The organism is Methanolobus bombayensis, from assembly GCF_017873415.1.
In the GTDB taxonomy this organism is placed as follows: Archaea; Halobacteriota; Methanosarcinia; order Methanosarcinales; family Methanosarcinaceae; genus Methanolobus; species Methanolobus bombayensis.
Map to the genome: position 1 here is coordinate 116,863 of NZ_JAGGKD010000006.1, position 22,607 is coordinate 139,469.

General features: G+C 41.1%; 25 protein-coding genes. 10 read left to right on the plus strand and 15 right to left on the minus strand.

Translation table 11 applies throughout. The features are described from left to right. Window positions 1-438: 438 nt before the first annotated feature. The 4 genes from mtbA to argS all read left to right on the plus strand — a co-directional run bounded on the left by mtbA (window position 439) and on the right by argS (window position 5,688). Window positions 439-1,458, plus strand: a complete 1,020-nt coding sequence (gene mtbA, locus J2746_RS08920) for a methylcobamide:CoM methyltransferase MtbA (RefSeq protein ID WP_209619381.1) — start codon at window positions 439-441, stop codon at window positions 1,456-1,458. Window positions 1,459-1,590: 132 nt separating this feature from the next. Continuing rightward, entirely contained in the window at window positions 1,591-2,553 is a 963-nt protein-coding gene (twy1, locus tag J2746_RS08925; protein WP_209619384.1) for a 4-demethylwyosine synthase TYW1, read from the plus strand. Between the two features lie 162 nt (window positions 2,554-2,715). Then, the gene (gene prf1, locus J2746_RS08930) at window positions 2,716-3,960 is read left to right on the plus strand and encodes a peptide chain release factor aRF-1 (protein ID WP_209619388.1); all 1,245 of its coding nucleotides are present in this window, start codon (window positions 2,716-2,718) and stop codon (window positions 3,958-3,960) included. 24 nt (window positions 3,961-3,984) lie between these two features. Beyond that, the gene (argS, locus tag J2746_RS08935; protein WP_209619390.1) at window positions 3,985-5,688 is read left to right on the plus strand and encodes an arginine--tRNA ligase; all 1,704 of its coding nucleotides are present in this window, start codon (window positions 3,985-3,987) and stop codon (window positions 5,686-5,688) included. Between the two features lie 39 nt (window positions 5,689-5,727). Here argS and J2746_RS08940 read toward each other — a convergent pair whose 3' ends face one another. The 7 genes from J2746_RS08940 to J2746_RS08970 all read right to left on the minus strand — a co-directional run bounded on the left by J2746_RS08940 (window position 5,728) and on the right by J2746_RS08970 (window position 13,120). Then, complete coding sequence (locus tag J2746_RS08940) at window positions 5,728-6,528, minus strand: class I SAM-dependent methyltransferase (protein WP_209619393.1); 801 nt, start codon at window positions 6,526-6,528, stop codon at window positions 5,728-5,730. A gap of 58 nt (window positions 6,529-6,586) precedes the next feature. Beyond that, the gene (locus J2746_RS08945) at window positions 6,587-7,201 is read right to left on the minus strand and encodes an ABC transporter permease (protein ID WP_209619396.1); all 615 of its coding nucleotides are present in this window, start codon (window positions 7,199-7,201) and stop codon (window positions 6,587-6,589) included. Continuing rightward, window positions 7,195-7,836 (minus strand): ABC transporter permease, encoded by a 642-nt coding sequence (locus J2746_RS08950; RefSeq protein ID WP_209619398.1) that lies wholly within the window; start codon window positions 7,834-7,836, stop codon window positions 7,195-7,197. The genes J2746_RS08945 and J2746_RS08950 overlap by 7 nt, the downstream gene beginning before the upstream one ends. Window positions 7,837-7,860: 24 nt before the next feature. Continuing rightward, window positions 7,861-8,988, minus strand: coding sequence for an ABC transporter ATP-binding protein (locus tag J2746_RS08955; protein ID WP_209619401.1), 1,128 nt, complete (start codon window positions 8,986-8,988; stop codon window positions 7,861-7,863). Between the two features lie 44 nt (window positions 8,989-9,032). Further along, window positions 9,033-9,983, minus strand: coding sequence for a glycine betaine ABC transporter substrate-binding protein (locus J2746_RS08960; RefSeq protein ID WP_209619404.1), 951 nt, complete (start codon window positions 9,981-9,983; stop codon window positions 9,033-9,035). Between the two features lie 129 nt (window positions 9,984-10,112). Further along, window positions 10,113-11,750, minus strand: a complete 1,638-nt coding sequence (locus J2746_RS08965; protein ID WP_209619407.1) for an acetolactate synthase large subunit — start codon at window positions 11,748-11,750, stop codon at window positions 10,113-10,115. A gap of 2 nt (window positions 11,751-11,752) precedes the next feature. After that, window positions 11,753-13,120, minus strand: coding sequence for an NAD-dependent succinate-semialdehyde dehydrogenase (locus J2746_RS08970; protein ID WP_209619409.1), 1,368 nt, complete (start codon window positions 13,118-13,120; stop codon window positions 11,753-11,755). Between the two features lie 322 nt (window positions 13,121-13,442). Between J2746_RS08970 and J2746_RS08975 the strand changes: the two genes are divergently transcribed. Both J2746_RS08975 and J2746_RS08980 read left to right on the plus strand, forming a co-directional pair. Then, the gene (locus J2746_RS08975; protein ID WP_209619412.1) at window positions 13,443-13,868 is read left to right on the plus strand and encodes a VOC family protein; all 426 of its coding nucleotides are present in this window, start codon (window positions 13,443-13,445) and stop codon (window positions 13,866-13,868) included. Between the two features lie 245 nt (window positions 13,869-14,113). Further along, a complete protein-coding gene (locus J2746_RS08980) occupies window positions 14,114-14,890 on the plus strand; it encodes a YoaP domain-containing protein (protein WP_209619415.1) in 777 nt (258 codons plus the stop codon). A 29-nt stretch (window positions 14,891-14,919) separates the two neighbouring features. Here the strand turns inward: J2746_RS08980 and J2746_RS08985 are convergent, their stop codons facing one another. From J2746_RS08985 to J2746_RS09000, 4 genes are all read right to left on the minus strand, one after another. Next, window positions 14,920-16,287, minus strand: coding sequence for an NAD-dependent succinate-semialdehyde dehydrogenase (locus tag J2746_RS08985; protein WP_209619418.1), 1,368 nt, complete (start codon window positions 16,285-16,287; stop codon window positions 14,920-14,922). A 112-nt stretch (window positions 16,288-16,399) separates the two neighbouring features. Next, window positions 16,400-16,591, minus strand: coding sequence for a helix-turn-helix transcriptional regulator (locus J2746_RS08990; RefSeq protein WP_209619422.1), 192 nt, complete (start codon window positions 16,589-16,591; stop codon window positions 16,400-16,402). 12 nt (window positions 16,592-16,603) lie between these two features. Then, on the minus strand, window positions 16,604-16,996 hold the full coding sequence (locus tag J2746_RS08995; protein ID WP_209619425.1) for a DUF2178 domain-containing protein: 393 nt from the start codon (window positions 16,994-16,996) through the stop codon (window positions 16,604-16,606). 201 nt (window positions 16,997-17,197) lie between these two features. Then, window positions 17,198-17,629 carry a DUF61 family protein gene (locus J2746_RS09000; RefSeq protein ID WP_209619429.1) on the minus strand — a complete coding sequence of 144 codons (432 nt, stop codon included), beginning with the start codon at window positions 17,627-17,629 and terminating at the stop codon, window positions 17,198-17,200. A 131-nt stretch (window positions 17,630-17,760) separates the two neighbouring features. Between J2746_RS09000 and J2746_RS09005 the strand changes: the two genes are divergently transcribed. From J2746_RS09005 to J2746_RS09015, 3 genes are read left to right on the plus strand one after another with little or no spacing between them, the layout of a single operon-like run. Further along, window positions 17,761-18,045, plus strand: coding sequence for a nucleotidyltransferase family protein (locus tag J2746_RS09005; RefSeq protein WP_209619432.1), 285 nt, complete (start codon window positions 17,761-17,763; stop codon window positions 18,043-18,045). Next, entirely contained in the window at window positions 18,038-18,379 is a 342-nt protein-coding gene (gene mntA, locus J2746_RS09010) for a type VII toxin-antitoxin system MntA family adenylyltransferase antitoxin (RefSeq protein ID WP_209619435.1), read from the plus strand. The genes J2746_RS09005 and mntA overlap by 8 nt, the downstream gene beginning before the upstream one ends. Next, window positions 18,346-18,753 (plus strand): HI0074 family nucleotidyltransferase substrate-binding subunit, encoded by a 408-nt coding sequence (locus J2746_RS09015; RefSeq protein WP_209619438.1) that lies wholly within the window; start codon window positions 18,346-18,348, stop codon window positions 18,751-18,753. The genes mntA and J2746_RS09015 overlap by 34 nt, the downstream gene beginning before the upstream one ends. 42 nt (window positions 18,754-18,795) lie before the next feature. Here J2746_RS09015 and J2746_RS09020 read toward each other — a convergent pair whose 3' ends face one another. Next, window positions 18,796-19,821, minus strand: a complete 1,026-nt coding sequence (locus J2746_RS09020) for a Fic family protein (RefSeq protein WP_209619441.1) — start codon at window positions 19,819-19,821, stop codon at window positions 18,796-18,798. Window positions 19,822-19,901: 80 nt separating this feature from the next. Here J2746_RS09020 and J2746_RS09025 point away from each other — a divergent pair, with 80 nt between their 5' ends. Continuing rightward, the gene (locus tag J2746_RS09025; protein WP_209619793.1) at window positions 19,902-20,822 is read left to right on the plus strand and encodes a ribose 1,5-bisphosphate isomerase; all 921 of its coding nucleotides are present in this window, start codon (window positions 19,902-19,904) and stop codon (window positions 20,820-20,822) included. Between the two features lie 50 nt (window positions 20,823-20,872). Here J2746_RS09025 and J2746_RS09030 read toward each other — a convergent pair whose 3' ends face one another. The 3 genes from J2746_RS09030 to J2746_RS09040 are packed head-to-tail and all read right to left on the minus strand — an operon-like array spanning window position 20,873 to window position 22,599. Continuing rightward, window positions 20,873-21,175, minus strand: a complete 303-nt coding sequence (locus tag J2746_RS09030) for a helix-hairpin-helix domain-containing protein (protein ID WP_209619444.1) — start codon at window positions 21,173-21,175, stop codon at window positions 20,873-20,875. Window positions 21,176-21,188: 13 nt separating this feature from the next. Next, window positions 21,189-21,923 (minus strand): SagB/ThcOx family dehydrogenase, encoded by a 735-nt coding sequence (locus tag J2746_RS09035; protein WP_209619447.1) that lies wholly within the window; start codon window positions 21,921-21,923, stop codon window positions 21,189-21,191. 34 nt (window positions 21,924-21,957) lie between these two features. Beyond that, window positions 21,958-22,599: a class I SAM-dependent methyltransferase gene (locus tag J2746_RS09040; protein WP_209619450.1), complete on the minus strand. Its 642-nt coding sequence runs from the start codon at window positions 22,597-22,599 to the stop codon at window positions 21,958-21,960. Window positions 22,600-22,607: the final 8 nt, after the last annotated feature.

Consider the following 22,607-nt stretch of genomic DNA (forward strand, 5'->3'; position numbering starts at 1 on the left):
TTTTATTACAATCATGTTGATTATGAATTTGATTATATTCTGTTAAATAAAGATCAGCTAATTCAAAGTTTCTTATTTCTATCTCTTTTTGAGTGAGATGCGCTCTTTGAAGTTATATTATTTATATTTTGTGCACGTGCTTTTTATTTTAAATCACTATTTATATTTATTTTATAGTTTTTTTTATTGATACAGTTGTATCTTTTTTCTGGTTGAAATATTCGTGTGCTTTTTTTCAAAAACAGTGTCTATAGGGCATAAAATTGTTTTTATTTCTTCTTTTTTATTTGAAATTAACTTTAGGTTTTAATCTGCTATTTATGTCTTTCTAATCTTCTGATTGTGTATGTATTATTTATAGTTAACTGTAGCTGCATAGAAAAATATATATTCTAGTGATTCAAATTTGATAAATATCGCATTAAGGAGATTCTATTTATGGCAGAATATACCCCTAAAGAAAGATTAGCGCGTGCATTGAAAGGTCAGCCTGTTGACAGGATGCCTGCAATCTCAGTAACCCAGACAGGAACAGTTGACCAGATGGAAGCCTGTGGCGCATCCTGGCCAGAAGCAAACTATGATGCTGAGCAGATGGCAACCCTCGCAGAAGCAGGTCACACCGTAGTAGGCTTTGAAGCTGTCCGTGTTCCTTTCGACATCACCGCAGAAGCTGAGTTCTTCGGCTGTGAGATCAAGGACGGTACAAAAGAACAGCAGCCATCAGTCATTGGTCATGTTGTAAGCAGCACGGAAGACATCGAGAAGCTTAAAGGCTACTCCCTTGACGAAGGTAGGATCAATGTCGTATGTGATGCGATCAAGATTCTTGCAGACAAGTACGGAGACGATCTCCCTATCATGGGCAGTATGATCGGTCCTTTCTCACTTGCACAGCACGTCAATGGTGACAACTGGTTCATGGAGATCATGACAAATGAGGAATTCGGTCTTGCACTCATGGAGTTCACAACTGAGTTCAGTGTTGCATATGCAAAGAAGATGGTCGAGAACGGTGCAGACACAATGGTCATCATCGACCCAACTGCAAGTCCACAGCTTATAGGTAATGAATTCTATGAGAAGTTTGTAGTACCTTTCCACAAGAAGGTCTGTGACGCAATGCGTGAGCTTAATGTTGCAACAGTACTTCACGTATGTGGTGACACGACCAAAGGTCTTGGAGTAATGGAAACATGTGGTGTGGATGCTATCAGTGTTGATCAGAATGTAGATGCTGCAACCGCTGTAGGAAATGTGAAAAATGCTATCATCGTCGGTAACCTCGATCCTGTGAATATGCTCTGGAACCAGACACCTGAAGCTATCAAGGAAGAGTCACAAAAGGTACTGGACGCAGGAATTGGTCTGCTTGCACCGGGCTGTGGAATAGTAAGTAAGACTCCTACAGAAAACCTTCAGGCAATGGTAGAGATGGCTAAAAGCCACAAATATTAAATTTGCAACCCTAGTTCCACCCTCCGTAGCACCGGCTCTTTTCTGTACTTTAGAGCCGGTGTCGGATTCTATTTTTGTAAACTCTTATTTTTCCACAGATTTATATATACTGAACTTCTACTAGACGCAGAGATGGCTCGCAGAAGAAAAAATAAAAATAAAGCAATCGGCGATGAAGAAGCTGAAATCACGGATTTTAAAAGCCTGTTAAGGAAACAGGGATATAGTCTTGCAGGCAGGCATAGTGCTGTCAAGACGTGCATGTGGCTTCGCAGATCCATAAAGGATGAAGGTGAATGTTATAAATCCGTATTCTATGGTATCACATCCCACCGATGTCTTCAGATGACCCCGACTCTTATGTGTAACCAGAAGTGTCTGCACTGCTGGAGACCTACAGAAGTAGATGTTCCAATGCCTGTTGGATGGGACTCTCCAGTGGAAATAGTGGGGTCTTCAATTGAATCACAGAGAAAACTTATATCCGGCTTTGGAGGCTCAGCACCTCTTGAACGCTGGAAAGAAGGCAACGACCCAAAGCATGTAGCTATCTCTCTCTCAGGAGAACCTACTCTTTTCCCTCACCTTCACGAACTGGTTGATGAGTTCAAAGAACAGGATTTCACGACTTTTGTTGTAAGCAACGGTACAGTTCCTGAAATGATGGCAAAGATCAACCCTGCACAGTTATACATGAGCCTTGATGCACCGGACAGAGAAACTTACGAAAAGGTCTGTCTTCCGAATTCACCAAAACTGTGGGATAATATTCTCAAGTCACTGGAAATACTCAAGAGTAAGGAAACAAGGACCGTTATCCGTATTACTCTGATAAAAGGTGTAAATATGTTCTATCCTGAAGCCTATGCTAGCCTCATAAAGATTGCAGAGCCTGATTATATAGAAGTCAAAGCCTATATGCACCTTGGTTTCTCCAGGAAAAGACTTCCACGTGAAGCTATGCCTTCTCATGATGAAGTAATGGAATTCTCAGAGGAACTTGCAAAGCATCTGGGATATAAGGTGGCATCAGACGTTGAGGTCAGCAGGGTAGTGCTCCTGTCCAAAGATGGCTGTGTAACCCATCTTGTATAACATCCCACTAACATATTTTTAGTTGTGAGGTTCACGATGTCTATATTTCAAACTTTTCCATTTGATTTCTGTCACAAGCTATATTTATAGCAAGGCATACATAAGCATCCAAAATAATCGAAGATATAGATAATCTCTTTATTCAAACGGAGTATTCACACAATGTCAGAACAATCTGCTCATTCAAAATATGAATTCAAAAAGACATTAGAGGAGTTACGTGCCAAAAAAGGACGTGGTACAGAACTTGTCTCTTTATACATCCCTCCCACAAAGCAAGTATCTGATGTTACATCTCAGCTTAAGAGCGAACACGGTCAGGCTGCTAACATCAAATCAAAGGTAACTCGTGATAATGTTCAGGGAGCACTGGAATCCCTGCTTTCAAGGTTAAGGTACGTGGAAGTTCCTGAGAACGGAATCGTTTTCTTCACAGGAGCTGTAGATGTAGGTGCCAATAAGACCAATATGGAGACACGCATAGTTGAGCCTCCTCAGCCAATTGTCACATACAGATATCACTGTGATTCCTCATTTTTCCTTGAGCCACTTGAGGAAATGCTCAAAGACGCAAAGACATATGGTCTGCTTGTACTCGACAGAAGAGAAGCAACAGTTGGTCTTCTTGTAGGAAAACGCATTGAATCTCACAGGAACCTGACATCCACTGTTCCTGGCAAACAGAGAAAAGGAGGGCAGAGTGCTCACAGGTTCCAGCAGCTCAGGCTTATTGCAATCCATGACTTCTACAAACGTATTGGTGATGCTGCCAGTGACGTCTTTTTGACAATTGATCATAAGGACTTCCAGGGTGTTCTCATCGGTGGTCCTTCTCCGACGAAGGAAGAATTCGATTCAGGTGAGTTCCTGCACCATGAGATACAGAAGAAGGTAATTGGCCTCTTTGATGTTGCATACACAGATGAATCAGGTCTCAATGAACTGGTGAATGCTGCCAGTGACAGACTTGCAGACATTGATCTTATGGTAGAGAAAAAACTCATGCAACGTTTCTTGGAAGAACTAGTTGCAGATTCAGGGAAAGCTGCCTACGGTGAGGTTCAGGTACGTGAGAACCTGAATATCGGTGCGGTGGAGGTTCTTCTGATATCCGAAGGTCTCAGGGCTGAGAGACTTACTCTCAAATGCCCCAACGGTGACTATGAGGATGCAATTACCCGTAATTTCAAACCCGGAGAAGAAGATACTTCCAGCATTCCATGTCCTGTTTGCGGAACAAATGTTGAAGTTTTAGAGCAAGTTGATATTGTAGATGAACTCTCAGAACTTGCCGATCAGATGGCAACACAGGTTGAGTTTATATCAACTGACTTCGACGAAGGTTCTCAGCTCATGAATGCATTCGGTGGAATAGTAGCAATTCTAAGGTTCAGTACCGGTGTATGATTATTAATAGTGTAGGTGTTATTTTTGTTCCTAGAATTTAAAAAACATGTTATGGAGACTCTTAATAGTGCTCTTGAATCTCTGGGATACGAGGTCGATGATCTCGGACTTGAGCCATCACAGCATGCGGACATTGCTTCAAAGGTAGCTTTCAGGCTGGCTGCACAGGCAAAGTGTAATCCAAAAGAGCTTGCTGATAAAATAGTCGCTGCAATTGACTTGTCAGAAGACACTCTCATCGGTGATATCAAAACAGTTGGTCCTTACATCAACATAAATGCAGGACGCAATTACGTTGACAACACTGTGGAAGCCATCCTTGAAGAAAAGGAAAGCTTCGGTGGAAACTTCTGTGAAGGTAAGATACTGCTTGAGCATACTTCTGCCAACCCTAACGGTCCGCTTCACGTGGGTCACATCCGAAACTCAATTATCGGTGACACACTTGTCAGAATTCTCAAAAAGGCAGGCTATGAAGTTGAGACCCAATACTATGTCAATGACATGGGTCGTCAGATAGCTATTGTGTCATGGGCATTCTCACTTTTTGACTTTGATACTTCCAGAAAACCTGACCATGCAATAGCAGATATTTACATCAAGGCAAATGCATTGCTTAATGAAGAACCCGACAAGGTTGCAGAAATTGACAAACGCATGCAGCTTGTTGAAAGCGGTGATGAAGCAACAATCAAAAGCTTTGATGAAGCTGTGGATTTTGCAATAACAGGTATCAAGCAAACTCTGTTCCGTATGAATGTAAGTCATGACAGTTTCCCTCATGAATCAGGTTTCATCCGCAACGGTGCGGTTTCTAAAATAGTTGAGGAAATCAAGGCTACAGGAAGAACTGAGGATGACGATGGGGCTCTTGTAGTTGATCTTTCAGATTATGGCTTTGAAAAGACTCTTGTTATCCAGCGTAGTGACGGAACTTCACTTTACACAACACGTGATCTTGCCTACCATGAGTGGAAAGGCGAGCGTGCAGACAGGATGATAGATGTTCTGGGAGCAGACCACAAACTCATATCAGGACAACTAAAAGCAACCCTCAATTCAATAGGCAGGAAGGAACCCGAAATTGTTATCTTTGAGTTCGTTTCACTTCCTGAAGGCTCCATGAGCACACGCCGTGGAAAGTTCATCTCAGCCGATGACCTGCTTGACCAGATAGAAGAGCGTGCTTATACTGAGGTTGACAAGCGCAGACCTGAGATGGAAGATGACTTCAAGAAAGAGATTGCCAGCATGGTCGGTATCGGTGCTGTCAGGTATGATATAGTGAAAGTATCACCTGAGAAATCCACAGTATTCGACTGGAAGGAGGCACTTGATTTCGAGAAGCAGGGAGCTCCTTTCATTCAGTATTCACATGCAAGGGCATGTAATATTCTCAAAAAGGCAGAAGAGGAAGGCAAATGGGATCCTGCAGTGGAAATAAACCCCTCACTTCTCACAGAGGATACTGAAGTGGACCTGATCAAGAAAATGGCATCCTTTGATAGCATAATCGATGTTAGTGCAAGGGACTTAAAACCACATACAATAGCGATCTATGCCAGGGAACTTGCAGATGCATTCAACCAGTTCTACAGGTTCGTGCCTGTTGTAAGCGCTGAAGAGGATGATATCAGGGCAAGCAGACTGGCTCTTGTGAATTGTGCAAGGATAGTCCTTGCAAACGCTCTTGATACACTTGGTATCGGTGCACCTGAATCAATGTGAGAAAGCAAGTCTTTTTCATATCACTTTCTTTTTTAAAATTCAAATCTCATTTTTAAGGTCAAAGATCCATCGACTTATTCCGGGTGCCACATTACCACATCTTCGATGGAACAAAACTTCAAATCCTGCTTTTTCATATTTCTGCATGAGCTCTGGAATCTTTTCTTTTGGTTTGAAGGTGTAGAAATGAATGAATCCTCCATCTTTTACAAGTGGAGAAATTTTTTCAAGGAAATGATCCATACCATAGGGAGTTGGAATTATTGCCCTGTCAAAATCGGTGTTTAGTATATTTGGTATGTTGTTAACATCAGCATTGATTATATGTATTTTACTTTCAAGTTTATTGAGTCTGCAATTCTTTGTAAAAGATTTACAGGCAGCACCGTTCATTTCCACTGCAACAACTCTTGCAGCAGATGCAGCAGCAGGTATAGCAAATGGTCCGACACCAGAGAAAGGTACAAGCACGTTCTCTCCTGGTTTTACCTGGGAAGCCACTCTTTTTCTCTCATAGGATAGTCTTCCGTTGAAAAATGATTGTTTCAGGTCGATTTTGTAAGAGAAACCGAATTCCTTGTGGATTGTTTCAGTGCTGTTTCCTGCAATTATCTCAAAATCTGCAACTCTCCTGTTGCCTTCGATTTTTGAGACTTTGTTCAGCACATTTTTGATGCTCTGCATTTTTTCCATGATTGTAGTGGCTATATCCTCTTTGTAATTAGCCAGTTCATCCGGTATGGATACAACAGCAATGTCCCCTATTATATCAAAACGGTTTGGTAATTTTTCAAGCTCTTTTTCAGGAATAATCCCTTTCAAATCATCCTTAATACTCATTTTTCTGTCTTTTTGCTCTAACGCAACGAAGGATTAAAAGTATTGCTTCCTTCAGGTGTTATTTACTGGAATGACCGGGAGTAACTTTTTTTTCAAGTATTGAGAAGGATGTGTCTATCAGAATTGCAAGCATAATGGCAGGTATAGCTCCTGCAAGAAGAGTGTTTGTATTGTATCCTATGAGTCCCTGGAATATAATCTCCCCAAGACCACCACTGCCGATGAAAGCCGTGAGTACTGCAATGCTGTTAGCAAGAATCCCTGCAAACTTAATTCCCGCAAACATGGCAGGATATGCATTCGGCAGTCTTATGTGCCTGTGTATCTGCCACTGGCTAAGTCCCACTCCTTCTGCATAGTCTATCAACGCAGGGTCAACATTGCTCAGTCCGATGTATGTATTCTTGATTATTGGAAGCAGGGCACGCAGCATTATTGCAACCAGTGCGGGTGTGAAACCAATTCCAAGGAACGGGACCATGATAGCAACAACGGCAAAGCTTGGTACTGCCTGAACCAGGTTTGCAAACTTCATTATAAGAAATTCCAGTTTCTTGCTGTACAGTGCTCCAAAAGCAAGTGGTATGGAAATTAATATGCTTACAAAAAGTGTGGTGTAGACAAGGATTATGTGCTCCCATGTAGCATCAAGGACAGTTTCAAGGACTACCATGTTCCGTACCTCTCATGGAGCTTTTTCTCGATCATACCTGCAAAACCATCCAGTAAAACAGCAAGCAATCCAGTCCACAGTCCGGCAACAAGAATTGCGTCCTTCTGGTAAAGCTGTATGCCGTTCTGCAATACTGTTCCAAGTCCTCCGGCAGCAACAAGTCCTCCCAGAGTTACAACACCCATGCAGAACACCAGTGCAATTCTGATCCCTCCTGCAATGAGTGGAAGTGACATTGGAATCCTGACTTTCATCAATGCTTCTCTGGGAGAAAGTCCGATTGCCTGTGCAACATATGTGTATTGCTCATCAACACTTTTCAGTCCAGTGTATGTGTTTCTTGCAATCGGAAGTATGGAATATAGCACACAGGCCGCAATCGTTGGTCCTGCTCCGAGTTTAAGTATCGGCAGAAGAAGCACGATTAGTGCAAGGTCCGGAATTGTTTCAACAATGTTCAGGAAATTGAGTACAGGATTTGCTGTTTTTGGTTTCATATAGATGAAAACACCAACAGAAACACCGATTATTATCGACAGGATCAGGGCTATACTGAACATATGCAGATGTTCAATGGTGCGCATTGTAATAAGATGCCTGTCCCATACATCTGCTATAACCTGTATTGACAACATAGCCTGTTCTCCAATCCTATTTCATCAGATCAATTTCAGTAAAACCTCATCGGATACCAGAATACCAACCGGATGTTTTGAATTCATGACAATTGCAAGATATTCTCCGCTGTTTTTCATCTCTGATAATGCAAATGCAACCGAATCCATTGGTTGGAAGGTCTTGATGGGTTTTGCAAGTTCACTCAGTTTTTCTCCCCTGTCCCTGCACTTCATCAGGTCAACAATTTCCACCTGTCCGAGGAGTTCATCTCCTTCGAAAACAAAAGCAGTTTCAAGGTCTCTGTCTGTCATTTCATCAACAGCATCACATGCTTCCATTTTTGCTTCAAGTACATACTTATCCTCAAATGGCGACATCAAATCCTTGACCTTAAGAGTATCCATGTGCTTGAATTTACGCTGGTTATCAACGATATCAGCAACAAGTTCGTTTGCAGGATTGAATATGAGTTCTTCAGGAGGACCTACCTGCACGAGTTCTCCCTGATCCATTATTGCTATCCTGTCACCGAGTACCAGTGCTTCCTCAATGTCATGTGTCACGAAAACGATTGTACGATTGATCTCATTTTTTATTTTCAAAAACTCTTTCTGGAGCTGTTTTCGTAATATAGGATCCAGTGCACCAAATGGCTCGTCCATCAAAAAAAGAGGTGGATCCATAGCCATGGCCCTTGCAAGCCCGACTCTCTGCTGCTGTCCACCACTAAGCTGTTTTGGATAGCGGTTCATGAACATTTCAGGAGGTAGGGATACAAAGTCAAGCAGTGTTTTTACTCTCTCTTCAATATCTTTCTTGTTTTGTTTTTCAATTTTAGGAACAAGCCCTATGTTCTCTCTGATTGTCATATGCGGAAACAGGCCGATATTCTGTATAACATAGCCAATATTGCGGCGAAGACGTACGGGGTCGGCATCTTTTGTATCAATTCCGTTGATAGTGACCGAACCTTCATCCTGTTCGATCATACGGTTTATCATGCGCAGAGTTGTTGTCTTCCCTGAACCACTGGGTCCGATAAGAATGAGGAGTTCTCCTCCGATTATTTCCAGATCAAGCTCTTTTACCGCAAATCCTTCTCCATACTTCTTGGTAATTCCTTTGAACTGGATAGACTCAATCCTGTCAAACAGCCTTTCTGTTTGCATGTCAATACCCGGAGATTAGATTTTATTTCAAAAAAGTGAGGGATTTATTCTCCCTCAATGATTCCTTCGTCAACAAGGAATTGATATGCAATGTCCCTTGGTTCCTTTTGTTCAATGTCGAACTGGTAGTTCAACTGCCTCATGGTGCCGGTATCAATTGCGCCGTCAAGCTTCTCCATTGCAGCAATTGCATCAGGATTTTCTTCTGCAAATTCCTCTGTAACTATAAGGATTGCATCATAAGGTGGCAGTGCATTCTTATCATCTTCAAGGACCCTGAGTTCAAATACCTCATTTCTGGTATCTGTTGTGTATGCTGAAATCGCATTTACCTCATCATTCTTGATGGCTTCGTACATTACAGTGGCAACTGCCTGCTTATAATCCATGAATTCAAAGCCATATACCTCAGTTATACGTGGCAATCCGTCCTCACGTGTAGCGAACTCAGGATCAGTACCGATTGTCATTTCTCCGGCGTAGGGTTCAAGGTCGCTTATTTTTGTAACATTGTTTTCAGCAGCCCATTCTTCCTGTACTGCAATGGCATACGCATCCTCAAAACCAAGGTTGCTTACTATCATTACTTCGTCCTGTTCCATGAGACCTTCTTCGGTCATGTTGTAAACAACCTGTCTGTCCCAGTTATCGAGTTGCTCAAGACTGAGTATCTGGCTGTAAGCAGTACCGGTATATTCGGCATATGTGTGTATCTGACCTGCTTTAAGAGCTTCATAATTGACAAAAGTGCCACCAAGTCCCTGTTTAACATCAGTTTCATATCCTGCATCTTCAAGTACAAGAGCTGTCATATGGGCAAGAATATAGGATTCCTGGAAAAGTTTTGAGCCTATCACAACGGTCTCTTTATTCACCTGTGCATCAGCTGAATCTTCTATTGCAGTGTCTTCCTGCATTTCATTTGTCTCTTCAGTACATCCGGCTGCAAAAAGAGCCATAATTACAATTAAAACTATCAAAATAGTCTTTTTCATTGTTTAACACCCCGAAAATCGCTTTTATTCAACTGTAATTCAATAACGACTTCCCTATAAGATAGATAAAGTGGACTTTTTATAAATGTATCTGATTTTCAGGGAGTTAAATTCGGGATTATGAATCTATTATATCTCACAGTAATTATCCTTCAGTTTCTCTGTAAGTTTGATGTTCTCGGAATAATCTACCGGTACATCCAGCAACCAGACTCCTCCAGCTTCCAGGGCTTCAGTAAGTTTTGGCTTTAAATCTTCGGTGCTCTCAATTTTAACACCCTTTGCTCCGAAGCTCTGTGCAAGCATAACGAAGTCCGGGTTTGTAAAATCAATTCCCATGGTTTCATTGAAAGCTTTCCTTTCATGCCATTCAATGAGACCGTATTTAGAGTCGTTGAAAATGATAACAACAAAATTGCATCCAAATCTCACAGCAGTTTCAAGGTCCTGTAAATTCATGAGGAAACCACCGTCTCCTACAATTGCAACAACTTTCTTCTCAGGTTTTATCATGCTGGCTGCAATGGCACCAGGAAGTGCAAAACCCATGGTTGCAAGTCCGTTGGAAATAAAAATGGTATTTGGTTCGTATGCAGGGAACAGGCGACCGATCCATAATTTATGGGCACCGACATCGCTGATGAGTATGTCATCCCTGTCAATACATTCTCTTACATCGGACAGTATTCTCTGAGGCTTTACCGGGTATGCCAAATCTTCTGCATAATCCTCAATTTCAGCTTTCATCCTTGAGCGGACCTTTGTAAACTTGTCAGGCATTTCCCTGGTAAATTCACATTGCTGTCTGAGATTAAAAAGTGCCTGTTTGATGCTTCCAATGAGCATTATATCCGGCATGTAATTTTCATCGATTTCCGGATGGTCTGTATGTATGTGGATTATCTTCTTGGCTTTATCAGGATTCCAGAATTTAGGGCTGTATTCTACATAGTCGTATCCCACACAGATGATAAGATCTGCCATCTCAAAACCACACATAATGTGGTCATGGTCCTTTATTCCCATTGAACCAAGATAGTGCTCGTCATCTGCAGCTACTGCACCTTTTCCCATGAAAGTTGTAACAACCGGAAGACCAGTGAACTGAACGAGTTTTCTGAGTTCAGTGGCTGCTTCCTCTCTGAAAACACCATTTCCTGCAAGAATTACTGGCATAGAACTCTTTTTTATCATTTCAGCAGATCTTTTAAGCTCACTTTCATCATGAACACTGGTATGCGGATAAACCTTTTTTGAAATAGGTTCCTTTGATGTCTCTTCACCTGCAACGTCTTCCGGGAGTTCTATGTGTGTTGCTCCTGGCCGATCAGTTGCGATATCAAAAGCCTTGTGTACAATTTCCGGGATGAAATCTGCTCGTGTGACCTTTGAGTTCCATGTTGTGAACTGCTTAAAAGCTGTGACAATATCAATATACTGGTGTGATTCTTTATGTGTTTTCTCAAGGGCTGATTGTCCGGTAATCGCTACAAGAGGTGCTTTGTCCAGATGTGCATCTGCAATGCCAGTAATGAGATTTGTAGCTCCCGGACCCAGTGTTGCCAGACAGACACCTGGTTTGTGTGTGAGCCTGCCGTATACATCTGCCATAAAAGCGGCACTTTGCTCATGCCTTGTTGGAATGAATTTTATCTTTGATTTTCTGAGAGATTCTGTGAGATCTATTGTTTCCTCTCCCGGAACTCCGAATATGTATTCTACTCCCTCATTTTCGAGACATTTCACAAAAAGGTCACTGGCTTTCATTCTTAATACACCTTCATGGATTTTACAGTCATGAATTCAAGCATTCCTATGCGGTACAGCTCTCTTCCGATACCGCTTTTTTTCATACCCCCAAACGGTAATCGCGGATCTGATGCCACAAGGTTGTTAATTGCAATGTTCCCGGCTTCGATATGCCGTGTCATTCTCATTGCCCTCTCGGTCTCTTTGCTCCAGATGCTGGCTCCAAGTCCGAACTCAGTGCTGTTTGCTAATTTAATAGCTTCTTCATCATTATTGAAAGTTATTATCGGGGCCACAGGTCCGAATGTTTCCTCTCTGACAACAGGTGCCTCTTTGTTAATGTCGCTGAGCACAACTGGTTGATAGAAGAATCCGTCTCCTTCCGGGGAACCTCCTTCCAGCAGGACTTTAGCTCCCATCTCCAGTGTCCTTGCCATTTGTTTTTCAATTATATCTCTCTGTGCTTCACTGGAGAGTGGTCCCATATCGGTATTTTGGTCCATGGGGTCCCCAATATTGAGTTCAGCAACTTTATCTATGAATCTGTCAGTAAAGGCTTCTGCAATCTTTTCATCAACTAGTAAACGTTTGGCTGCAATACAGCTTTGTCCGCAATTCTGGAAGCGAGCTGAAACTGCTGCTTCAGCCACCTTTTCTATGTCGGCATCTTCCAGGACTATCAAAGGATCGCTTCCCCCAAGTTCAAGAACAACTTTTTTTATACTCCTTCCTGCAGCTTCTGCCACCTTTTCTCCGGCAGGCTGGCTCCCTGTGAAAGTAACAGCATTGATCTCGTCCTTTGATATCAATGAAGAAGCTGTGGGACCATCCACAAGGAGTGTCTGATAGACACCTTCCGGCATTCCGGCTTCAGCAAAGATCTTCTCTATCTCCAGAGCACACATAGGAACGTTACTGGCATGTTTCAAAAGGACTGTATTTCCACCTGCAAGTGCAGGTATTCCAAATCTCAGTGCCTGCCAGAACGGGAAGTTCCAGGGCATTATACTAAGTACTGTTCCCATCGGTTCATATACAAAGCCGGATGTCTCAGCATCAGTTTCTACAAATTCTGGTTCGAGAAAACTTTCAGCGTTCCTGGAGAAGTAATCACATGTCCACGCACATTTTTCGATCTCTGACATTGATTCCCTTATAGGTTTGCCCATTTCTTTTGTGATGAGCTCTGCAAGCTCTTCTTTTCTGTTTCTCAGAACCTCACCCACACATTCTATGGAAAAAGTTCTTTCACACAGAGGCTCGTTTTTCCATTGAGCAAATGCTTTTCGGGAATTTCCTATTTTCTCATCCACAACTTGCTGAGAATAGAGGTTAAATTCCCCGTTCAATTCTCCGGTTGCGGGATTTACAGACTTAATTTTCCCCAATTGGAATTCCTCTCACTTATTTTTGGAATAAGGACCATTAAAATCCAGATTCCCTCTTTTATATAATAGTTGGCATGATATATAATTGCTTAGAAAGGTACTTTTTGAATATGAGTTTAAAATTGAATTTTTACGGGAATTGTTTTGAAAATTGGTATTCTCAGTATGAAATGATAAGGACTATGACACCTGATAAATCAACTCCCTCATTTGTCTGAAATTACAGATTTGTAGAAGGTATTTAAAATCAGGATACGTACTGATTATAGAATAGAAATTGATTTTTTATCAAAAAGTTCTTTGACATTATGGGGAGTAAATCATGAAATTAAACAAATTGACACCAAATTTTGCGGTACAGGATATAAGAAAGACAGTTTCGTATTATCAGGACATTCTGGGATTTAATGTTTTAATGGCTGTTCCAGAAGACAAAAGCGGAATTGATAACGAACTTAACGGAGACAAGACTTATATCTATGTGATGATGGGCAGAGATGGAATTGATTTCCAGTTCCAGCGTTTAGATAGTATTGGAGAAGACATTCCACCCCTTAAGGATGTAGAGTATGGTGCATCTGTATCGTTTTATATGGGAGTTGAGGGTATTGAAGAATTCTATCAAAATATAAGATCGAAAGTCGATGTTGTAGTTGATTTGAAAACAACATGGTACGGGATGAAGGAGTTCTATATAAGGGACTGTAATGGCTACATTTTAGCATTTGCAGAGAACAGCAATGAGTAAGTAAATTTCTCTCTGAACCAAAATTTAGTTTATCAGGAATCTAATGTCGTCTATAGATATTATTGAGACAAGGACTTTAAAAGATTAACACAATCGTATAATTGTGAGTAAATCTTCGTTTCTTTCATTTTCTTTTTTTGTTTTTTAATTACTGAAAGGGATATAGTCGTTTAGAAAGATATATCAAACTCTGTACAAAAATATTCTAAATATGTGTTTTTCCAGTTTAAGCGGAGATGCAAAAAATGAGCGATATTAAAATTATAGACCTGACACCGGATAACATTTCTGAATATGGTGTGTGCGGTTACAAAGATATAAAGAAGCATCTTGAACTCAGAAAAAAGATAAACTGGTTCAGTGGATATCATCCAAAAGGTCTGAGAATAAAAGCTCTGCTCTCCGAAAAAGGACTGTATCAGGGAATGCTTGAGTATATTCCCGGCGAATATGCACACAGGCCGGTTGATGCTGATGGGTACATGTTTATCCAATGTATTTTTGTGGGATTCAGAAATGAGTTTAAAGGAAAGGGCTATGCATCCTCTCTCATTGATGGATGCATCGAAGAAGCCAAAAACAAGGGTATGAATGGAGTTTCTGTTGTTACCAGAAGAGGTTCATTCATGGCTAAAAAGGATATTTTTATCAAAAAAGGGTTTGTTGAGGTTGACAAAGCCAAGCCTGATTTTGAATTGCTGGTTCTAAAATTCAACGAGGATGCACCTAATCCTAAATTTAAGAATATGGAGCAACAACTGGAGAATTACAAAGAAGGACTTTTTGTTTTGCGTTCAGCTCAGTGTCCTTATACTGAAAAGAATGTGAACGCCATCATTGAGTCTGCAAAAAAGGAATTCGGTATTGATGCTACTTTAATTGATCTTGAAGGCCATGAAGCTGTTCAGAATTCTCCATGTGCTTTCGGAACTTTTAGCATCATTTATAATGGAGAGATCATCAGTTATCATCCTATCAGTAACAAGCGATTCATGAATATTATGAACAAAAAGAAAAAATAAGACTAAAAGTCTCTTTGAATCAACTTCATTCACATCAGCTTCATAGACTTGATATTCATGAACTCAAGGAATCCATGTCTTGAAAGTTCTCTTCCCATTCCGCTTTTCTTAACTCCGCCAAATGGCAGGCATGCCTGTGGTGTGCAGAATGAGTTCACTCCAACCATTCCGGTTTCAAGTTCTGATGCAACTCTCATAGCCCTGTCACGCTCCTGGCTCCAGACACTGGCACCAAGTCCGAACTCTGAATCGTTTGCAAGTTCGATGGCTTCTTCCTCAGTTTTCACAGTAATAATCGGTGCCACAGGTCCGAATGTTTCTTCTGTCATGACCTTCATGTCCCTGCTCACTCCGCTGAGAACAGTTGGAGAATACATGAATCCCTTACCTGCCATTCTTCCTCCGGGTACAAGAGGTTCTGCACCCATTGATATGGCATTAGCGACTTGTTCTTCCAGTGTAAGCATCTGCTCATTCCTGACCATTGGACCGATATCTGTTTCAGGGTCCATAGGATCACCGATCTTCAGGTTGAGTGTTCCTTCAACAAACTTTTCAGTGAATTCTTCAGCCACATCTTCCATGACTATGAAACGCTTGGCTGCAATGCATGTCTGTCCGGTATTGATGAATCGGCTCGGAACTCCAACCTTTGCAGCCATTTCAACATTTGCATCATCAAGGATTATGAATGGGTCACTTCCGCCAAGTTCCAGCACGAATTTCTTCATGTTATGCGCTGCAAGTTCAGCAACCTTCTGTCCGGCATCGTATCCTCCTGTGAAAGATACAGCTTTCACCTCATCTCTTGAAATAAGTGAGGATGCGGTCTTCCCATCAACTATCATTGTCTGGAAGACACCTTCAGGAAATCCTGCTTCAAGAAAGATATTCTCTATCTCAAGAGCACAAAGGGGTACGTAGCTTGAATGTTTGAGAACCATGACATTTCCACCAGCCAGCACATGTGCTGCTGCGCTGAGAACCTGCCAGAAAGGGAAGTTCCAGGGCTTTATCGCAAGCACGGTTCCCATAGGTTCGTAGTGGATCATCTGGTCGCAAGTCCCTTCTTCCGCAGGTTCAGGTTCAAGCATCTTTTCGGCATTGTCAGCAAAGTAATCGAACATGGTGGCACATTTGGCAACCTCAGGAACAGCCTGCTTCATGACCTTACCCATCTCTGTAGTGATGAGTTTTCCATACTCCTCTTTATTTTTCCGCAGAATCTCGGCAAAGTTCTTCAGTAGCTTGTTTCTCTCAGAGATATCCGTTCTTTTCCATTCCCCGAACGTTTCAGCAGATTTTTTGAGCATCTGGTTCACCTGCTCATCGGTGTGCATTTCAACTTCGCTGATGACTGTACTTGTTGCAGGGTTAATGGATAAGATCTTGGTCATGATAAATCCTCAAATCTGTGATCTCTATGATATAATTGAAATGGCCGTATTTGGTATTATTGTTTATATTCAGAAATATTAAATTAGAAATATTAACCATTAAGACTGGTTTTTACTCATAAGTAAAAATATCTTCAATGGTGCAATCGAAAAAGCCGGCAAGTCTGAAAGCCAGTTCCAGACTTGGGTCATACTTTCCTCTTTCAATAGCATTTATAGTTTGTCTGGTGACTCCCAGCTTTTTTGCCAGTCCGTCCTGGGTAATGTCATTTTTAGCACGCCACACCTTGATGTTATTTTTCATTGCTATTCCTCATCACATCTGCTTCCTGTACCATTGGAAGAATCCCATATAAGATATTCCTGTGATCGCAAAAAGTGTCGCAACGACAGGCTGTGCAGGTAACTGGATATTGATAATTCCAAGAACAGCAAGCAGGAATCCCTGGATTATGAATATTATCTGGAAAGTCCTGAAACTGGCCTTTTCAGCAATTCTATAATCCCTTTCATCCTCTTTTATTATTCCGCTTTTTCTGTTCATATAGTTCCACAGGGTTATTGCAACAAGCGCAATACCTGCTCCTATGAGTCCTGCAGCTGCACCATAAATGCTTGAAACCCATGCAGGTTCATAGACCATTACGTAGGTTCCCATCGTAAACAAAACGGTTCCAAATATTAGCGATATTATTTCCTGAGCTTTCATACTTATCTCCATGTAAAATATACTTGACATATTGTATATATAATTTGCCTTTTAGACGTCAATATGCGACATATTGTGGACAATCGAGAAACCTGATGTTTATAGATTGATAGTTTTAAGTGTAAAATGCTCTCTAAAATGGTATTAAAGAAAAATATAAGAAAGGAATCTGAAGAGACTTATTATAATTCTGATGTCCTGTCATCGCATAGCTATCTGTACAACACTTGGATACTTCTGCATTATTGCATATACTATGGACCTGCCAACCCACAATTTTCCCTTCTGCATCCTTCTCATTTTACTCATTTCTCCTAATATCTTTAAAGTTTCAAGAGCTGTGGGGTCATTGAGATAACAACTGTCAGGAACTCTATTATCTGAAAAAAAGATAATAGGTACCTTCAGTTTCCTGTGCAGGTCGGATGGAAGTTTATTTCCCAGTTCTTTCAGTACATCTTTATTAAATGTATGTTCCTGTCCTGCTTTTGTTATGGATGCAGGTTTTTCTTCCATTAGCAGCTGGGCAAGGCTCTTACGTTCAGAAACAAGACCATCGTTTATTTTTCCTATTTCAACTCTCATCCAGCGTGTCAGGATGGAGTCATCAGAAACTGGAATTCTGTCGGACATAATCTTCACTTATTTTTATGTGGCTTTTTATTGAAATTCGTTTTGAATTAACAGTTGAGTGTATGTAGAAAGCATATATTTGAACCAAATTTCAAGGATAATAATTTAAACTTTGTGAACAAGTATTGATTATGAATGCTTTAAACCTTCTGAAAGAGCATGAAAACGTTATTAAAGAACGTTTTGGCCTTAAAAAATTAGGCATTTTCGGCTCATTTGCCAGAGGCGAAGCATTGGATAAAAGTGATGTAGATGTTCTTGTAGAGTTTTCAGAAGGTAAAAAGACCTTTGACAATTTCATGGAAATAAAATTTTATTTAGAAGAACATTTTGAAAGAGAAGTTGATCTGGTAATTGAAACAGCTATTAAACCCAAGTTAAAGGATTATATCATGAGGGAAGCTGTTTATGCCTGAGGCTCATGTTTCATCTTCTGTTTTTAAAACATCTATTCAAAAAGTCAAAGCTGCTGTACTTCAGGCTTTTGAAAATGAGGATGTTCAAATCTTTCTGTTCGGTTCCAGGGCAAAGGGAAATGCTCATAGAACATCCGATATTGATATTGGGATTCTGCCGACAGGCTGTTTTGACAGAAAAATAATAACTGCTTTAAGAGCAGAATTAGAAGAGATGAATATTCCTTATAATGTGGACCTTGTGGACCTTTCCACAGTTTCAGAGGATTTCAGGCAGCAGGTGCTTAATGAGGGAGAAATATGGAAAGGGAAAGGCAGTACAAACTCAAAATGAAAGCAAAGGTTGCAAAAAGGGCCCTTGATACTCTTCAGGAAATAATGGATGAACCATATTCCATGATAATCAGGGATGCTGCTATCCAGCGTTTTGAGTATACCTTTGAAGCCATCTGGAAACTTGTAAAAGAGTATCTCATTGAAAGGGAAGGTCTGATATGCAATTCTCCAAAGTCATGCTTCCGTGAAGCTTTCAGAATGCATCTCATAAACGAAGATGAGAGCATGCAGGCACTTTATATGACCGATGACAGGAACATGACAACTCATACATATCATGAGGATGTTGCAGAAGAGATTTACAAGGAGCTTTCAGGATACTACACCCTCATGAACAAGATATATACAAACATAGTTAGAGAGTGCTTGTAATCCAAATCTCATTTAATTCTCATTTTCTGATTTTCAGAAAGCTCATATGAGTTCATCAAGATGGTCAAACCGAAGTTTGTAATAAGTTCCTCTGCCGGTCCTTCCAACCTGTATGAAAATCTTTTTCTTAACAAGGTCCTGAAGGTCGCGTTTTGCAGTTGAAACACTCAGGTCACATAACTTCTGGTACTCTTTGTTAGTGATCTTCCCCATTTCACGGGCAAACCTGATAGCTTCAAGCTGGCGGTCTTTCAGTCCTGTCTGAATGTATTTTCCTATTGTTCCGTAGTCACGACTAATGTTAAGTACAGCATTTTCTACTCTTGAGATCTTAAGCGCAAGCCCGTAAAGATAATACTCCAGCCACTCGTTAATGTCGGGTTTATTGTCACCCTTTCCTTCAAGTCTCTCAAAATAGTCCTTTTTTCCCTGGTTGAAGAACTCTTCTATTGTAAACAGTTTTTTTGCTTCCCTGAAGTTCTTTGCAAGCATGTAAGAAGAAACACTTCTGGCAACAGTACCACTTGCTTTTTCAAAAGGATGCATTCGATAAAGCTCAAAATGCACAATAGCTGCTTTTAGTGCTGGCAAAACATCGTCGGAATCTTCCCCGTATGCCCATTCCAGTAAATCTCTGATACAGTATCTGACTCTTTCAGGTTCCATGAATCCTTCCATAATGGTTGTGCGATACTTCCCTATCTCATCCTCAGGAGCTATATTCTTCATGGCTATTTTGTGAAGTGTAAAAATAGTATCCTCAGTTATTTCATCGTATTCCATTTCCTGCAGGTAATCGTTCAATTCCAGGAAGTTCAATACTTGCATCTTGTCGGTCTCATCTCCGAAAATGTCCTGCCCGTTAACAAGTTTTGTAACCTGCCTGATAGAAAGCCCGTTCTCTTCAAGACTGGTAGCATGATAAGCGAGTCTGAAAAGATTATTGATCTGTAACCTTCTTTCCCATGAAGGAGGTACATGCGTGTTGAGAATTATCTCCCTTGCTGCATGTATTCGTGCGAGTAGTCGCACAATTCTGTCGTTATACTGGAAATCAGGCTGGTACATGCTTCATGTCTCCGTTTTTATAACATTGATTGACTGGCTAAATATAAATTCTTTGACTACGACTTATAAATATGAATGCTATGGACGACCTGAATACTACAGCAGAGAAGATAAAGACGATGGACATCAGGGGTGCCGGAAGGATTGCAGTTGCAGCTTCTGCAGCACTCAGGGATTATGCAATGACACTGAAATCACTTCCAATGAGTGAGTTTAACGTCAAACTTGAAGAAGCCGCTAAGACACTTGTTGATACAAGACCAACGGCAGTGTCTCTTCCTAATGCAGTTGCTCTCACAAAAAGGCACAGTTCCACAAACGTCTACGATGCCATCGATGACATAAAGGCGAATGCTGATAAATTCATAACAAATGCGGAACAAGCACTTGATAAGATGGGAAAGATAGGTGCAGAGCGCATTCATGATGGCGATGTCATCATGACGCACTGTAATTCCCATGCAGCACTCTCGATTATCAAAACCGCTTTTGATCAGGGCAAGGACATATCAGTCATAGCTACTGAATCCAGACCCAGAAGGCAGGGATTCATCACTATTAAAGAACTGAATGATTATGGAATTCCTACAACTCTTATCGTAGATTCAGCTGTAAGACTGACCATGAAGCAAGTTGACCTTGTTGTAGTCGGCGCAGATTCAATCTCTGTAAATGGTGCGCTAATCAATAAGATAGGAACTTCTCAGCTTGCAATGGCTGCACAGGAAGCCCGCAGGAATGTTATCGTTGCTGCAGAGACCTATAAATTCAGCCCCAGAACCCTTCTTGGTGAAATGGTAGAGATTGAGGATCGTGCAAGCGATGAAGTAATAGATGCTGATATTCTCAAAGAGCTTCCAAATGTTAAAGTAAGCAATCCGGCTTTCGATGTCACTCCGGCAGAATACATTGATCTTATAATCACCGAAGTCGGTGCTTTCCCACCCGCTATGGCTTTTACAATTCTAAGGGATTATCTGGGTCTTGAGATGGAAATTTGAGAATCTGCTTAAGTGCTTTTCCAGTTTTAATCAGGTACTTCTGGAAAGTTTCAGTCTTTCCAGTTCCACCATTTTAGAAGTTCAGGGTCATGCTCATCATTGGATGCGAAATAAATCGCACATCTAAAAACATAGAGTATGCACCGATCTACATGCATTCCCTGAAAATCACATAATTGCTGGTAGAGTTTCTCCGGATCTTTATCTTTAAGTTCTGAAACACTGCGGATCTCGAGATTCCAGAGGTCATCTGCTATCTTTTTTCCAACACCCGGGATAATCATGAGTTCTTTAGTAACGACTTTGTAGTTTTCACTCACAGGTTTGAGCTTTTCATTCTTTTTTGATTTCATGGTTTCTTTCCTCTCATTTTTTTCCCACAGTCGCAACATAGATCACAAACTCAGATTCACCATCAATTCCCATTGCAGGATTGATCTCTTCATCAAGGAATGCTGCAATGGCACAGACACCGCAGCTCACGGATTCTGCACTTAGGTAGAGGTTCTGGCACACGTGCCCGGCATCAAGATGCAGATACCTGTAACCTCTCTGTCCGTATCTCCATGTCATTCTGTAGGGAACCGCCGTCCAGATTAAAGTTGCAGCACTACTGGTAACAAAAGGTTGGTCAAGACATCCACGTCTGATCTTTGTGGCAATGTCTTTTTGGGTGTTTATTTCCACAAGTTTATGCTCGATAGGAAGAAACCTGTAAAGACCTTTCTCAAGTCCATTGACATTATTTGAGAGAATATAAGTTTCCAGAGCGTGTCTTGCTCCTGCTGACGGTACTGTCCTGAAAGTAGCAACGTTCCTGACGACTTCCTTCACTCCCTGAGTACACCAGAGCAGGTAAGATAGTTCTTCAAGGGAAAGCGGCTCTGGAATGTAGCTTCTGACACTTGTTCTTTTTTCGATTGCTCTTCTGAGATCAATGTTCTCAATTTCAATATCCTCTGGTGATGGAAGGTCGATTACCTTCTTGTCTTCTTCTGAACCAAGTTCCAGATCAGGATTAGGATATCCTTTTGACTGGTCTGACCTGTCAAGATACCGGTACTGTGTCCTTTCCATGAATTCTTTCCCAATTTTGACCAAGATATTTTCCTCCCACTATTTTCTTAAAACGGGTTCATTCGTTCTTTATACATTTTGCTTTTATAACTATAAAGGAACCTCTTCCGAACCCCTCCTCTGTCTCCTCCGGATGATGAATGAGATTCAGGGGTTTGAAAAGTGTCTGCATGACAGTAATATCACCGAATCTGTGTTCTTTCAACAATGATATTATATCTTCTGCAGTGCGAAAAACAACATTTCTGTAGAATCTGCTTTTTGATGCTTTTTTACGGTACTTCTTACCGAGAATACTGTTCTTTTCGACAAAAGCGATGATAAGCTCCCCATCTGAAGTCAGGATACGATGCACTTCTTCCAGTGTCAGGTCTGCATCCATCAAACAAAAACTTGTAACTATCAGGGAAAGTTCCATAGATGAACTTTTTACAGGAAGTGATTCTGAAACTCCTTTTATACACCTTACCTGCCTGCCTGCTGCAATTTCCAGCATACTGACAGAAGGATCAATCCCGTAGTTTACCTCCAGTTCTGATGCAAACCTGCCTGTACCAACTCCGATCTCTATGCTGTTCTTTCCAGGATTCACTGGCATTAGTTTTCGGATAGCTTCTATTTCAGAAGCGTAGACAGCCGGATTCCTGTCGTACCAACTATCGTAGTTCTTAGCACGGATATCATAAACGGTTTTCTTCATGCCCACAT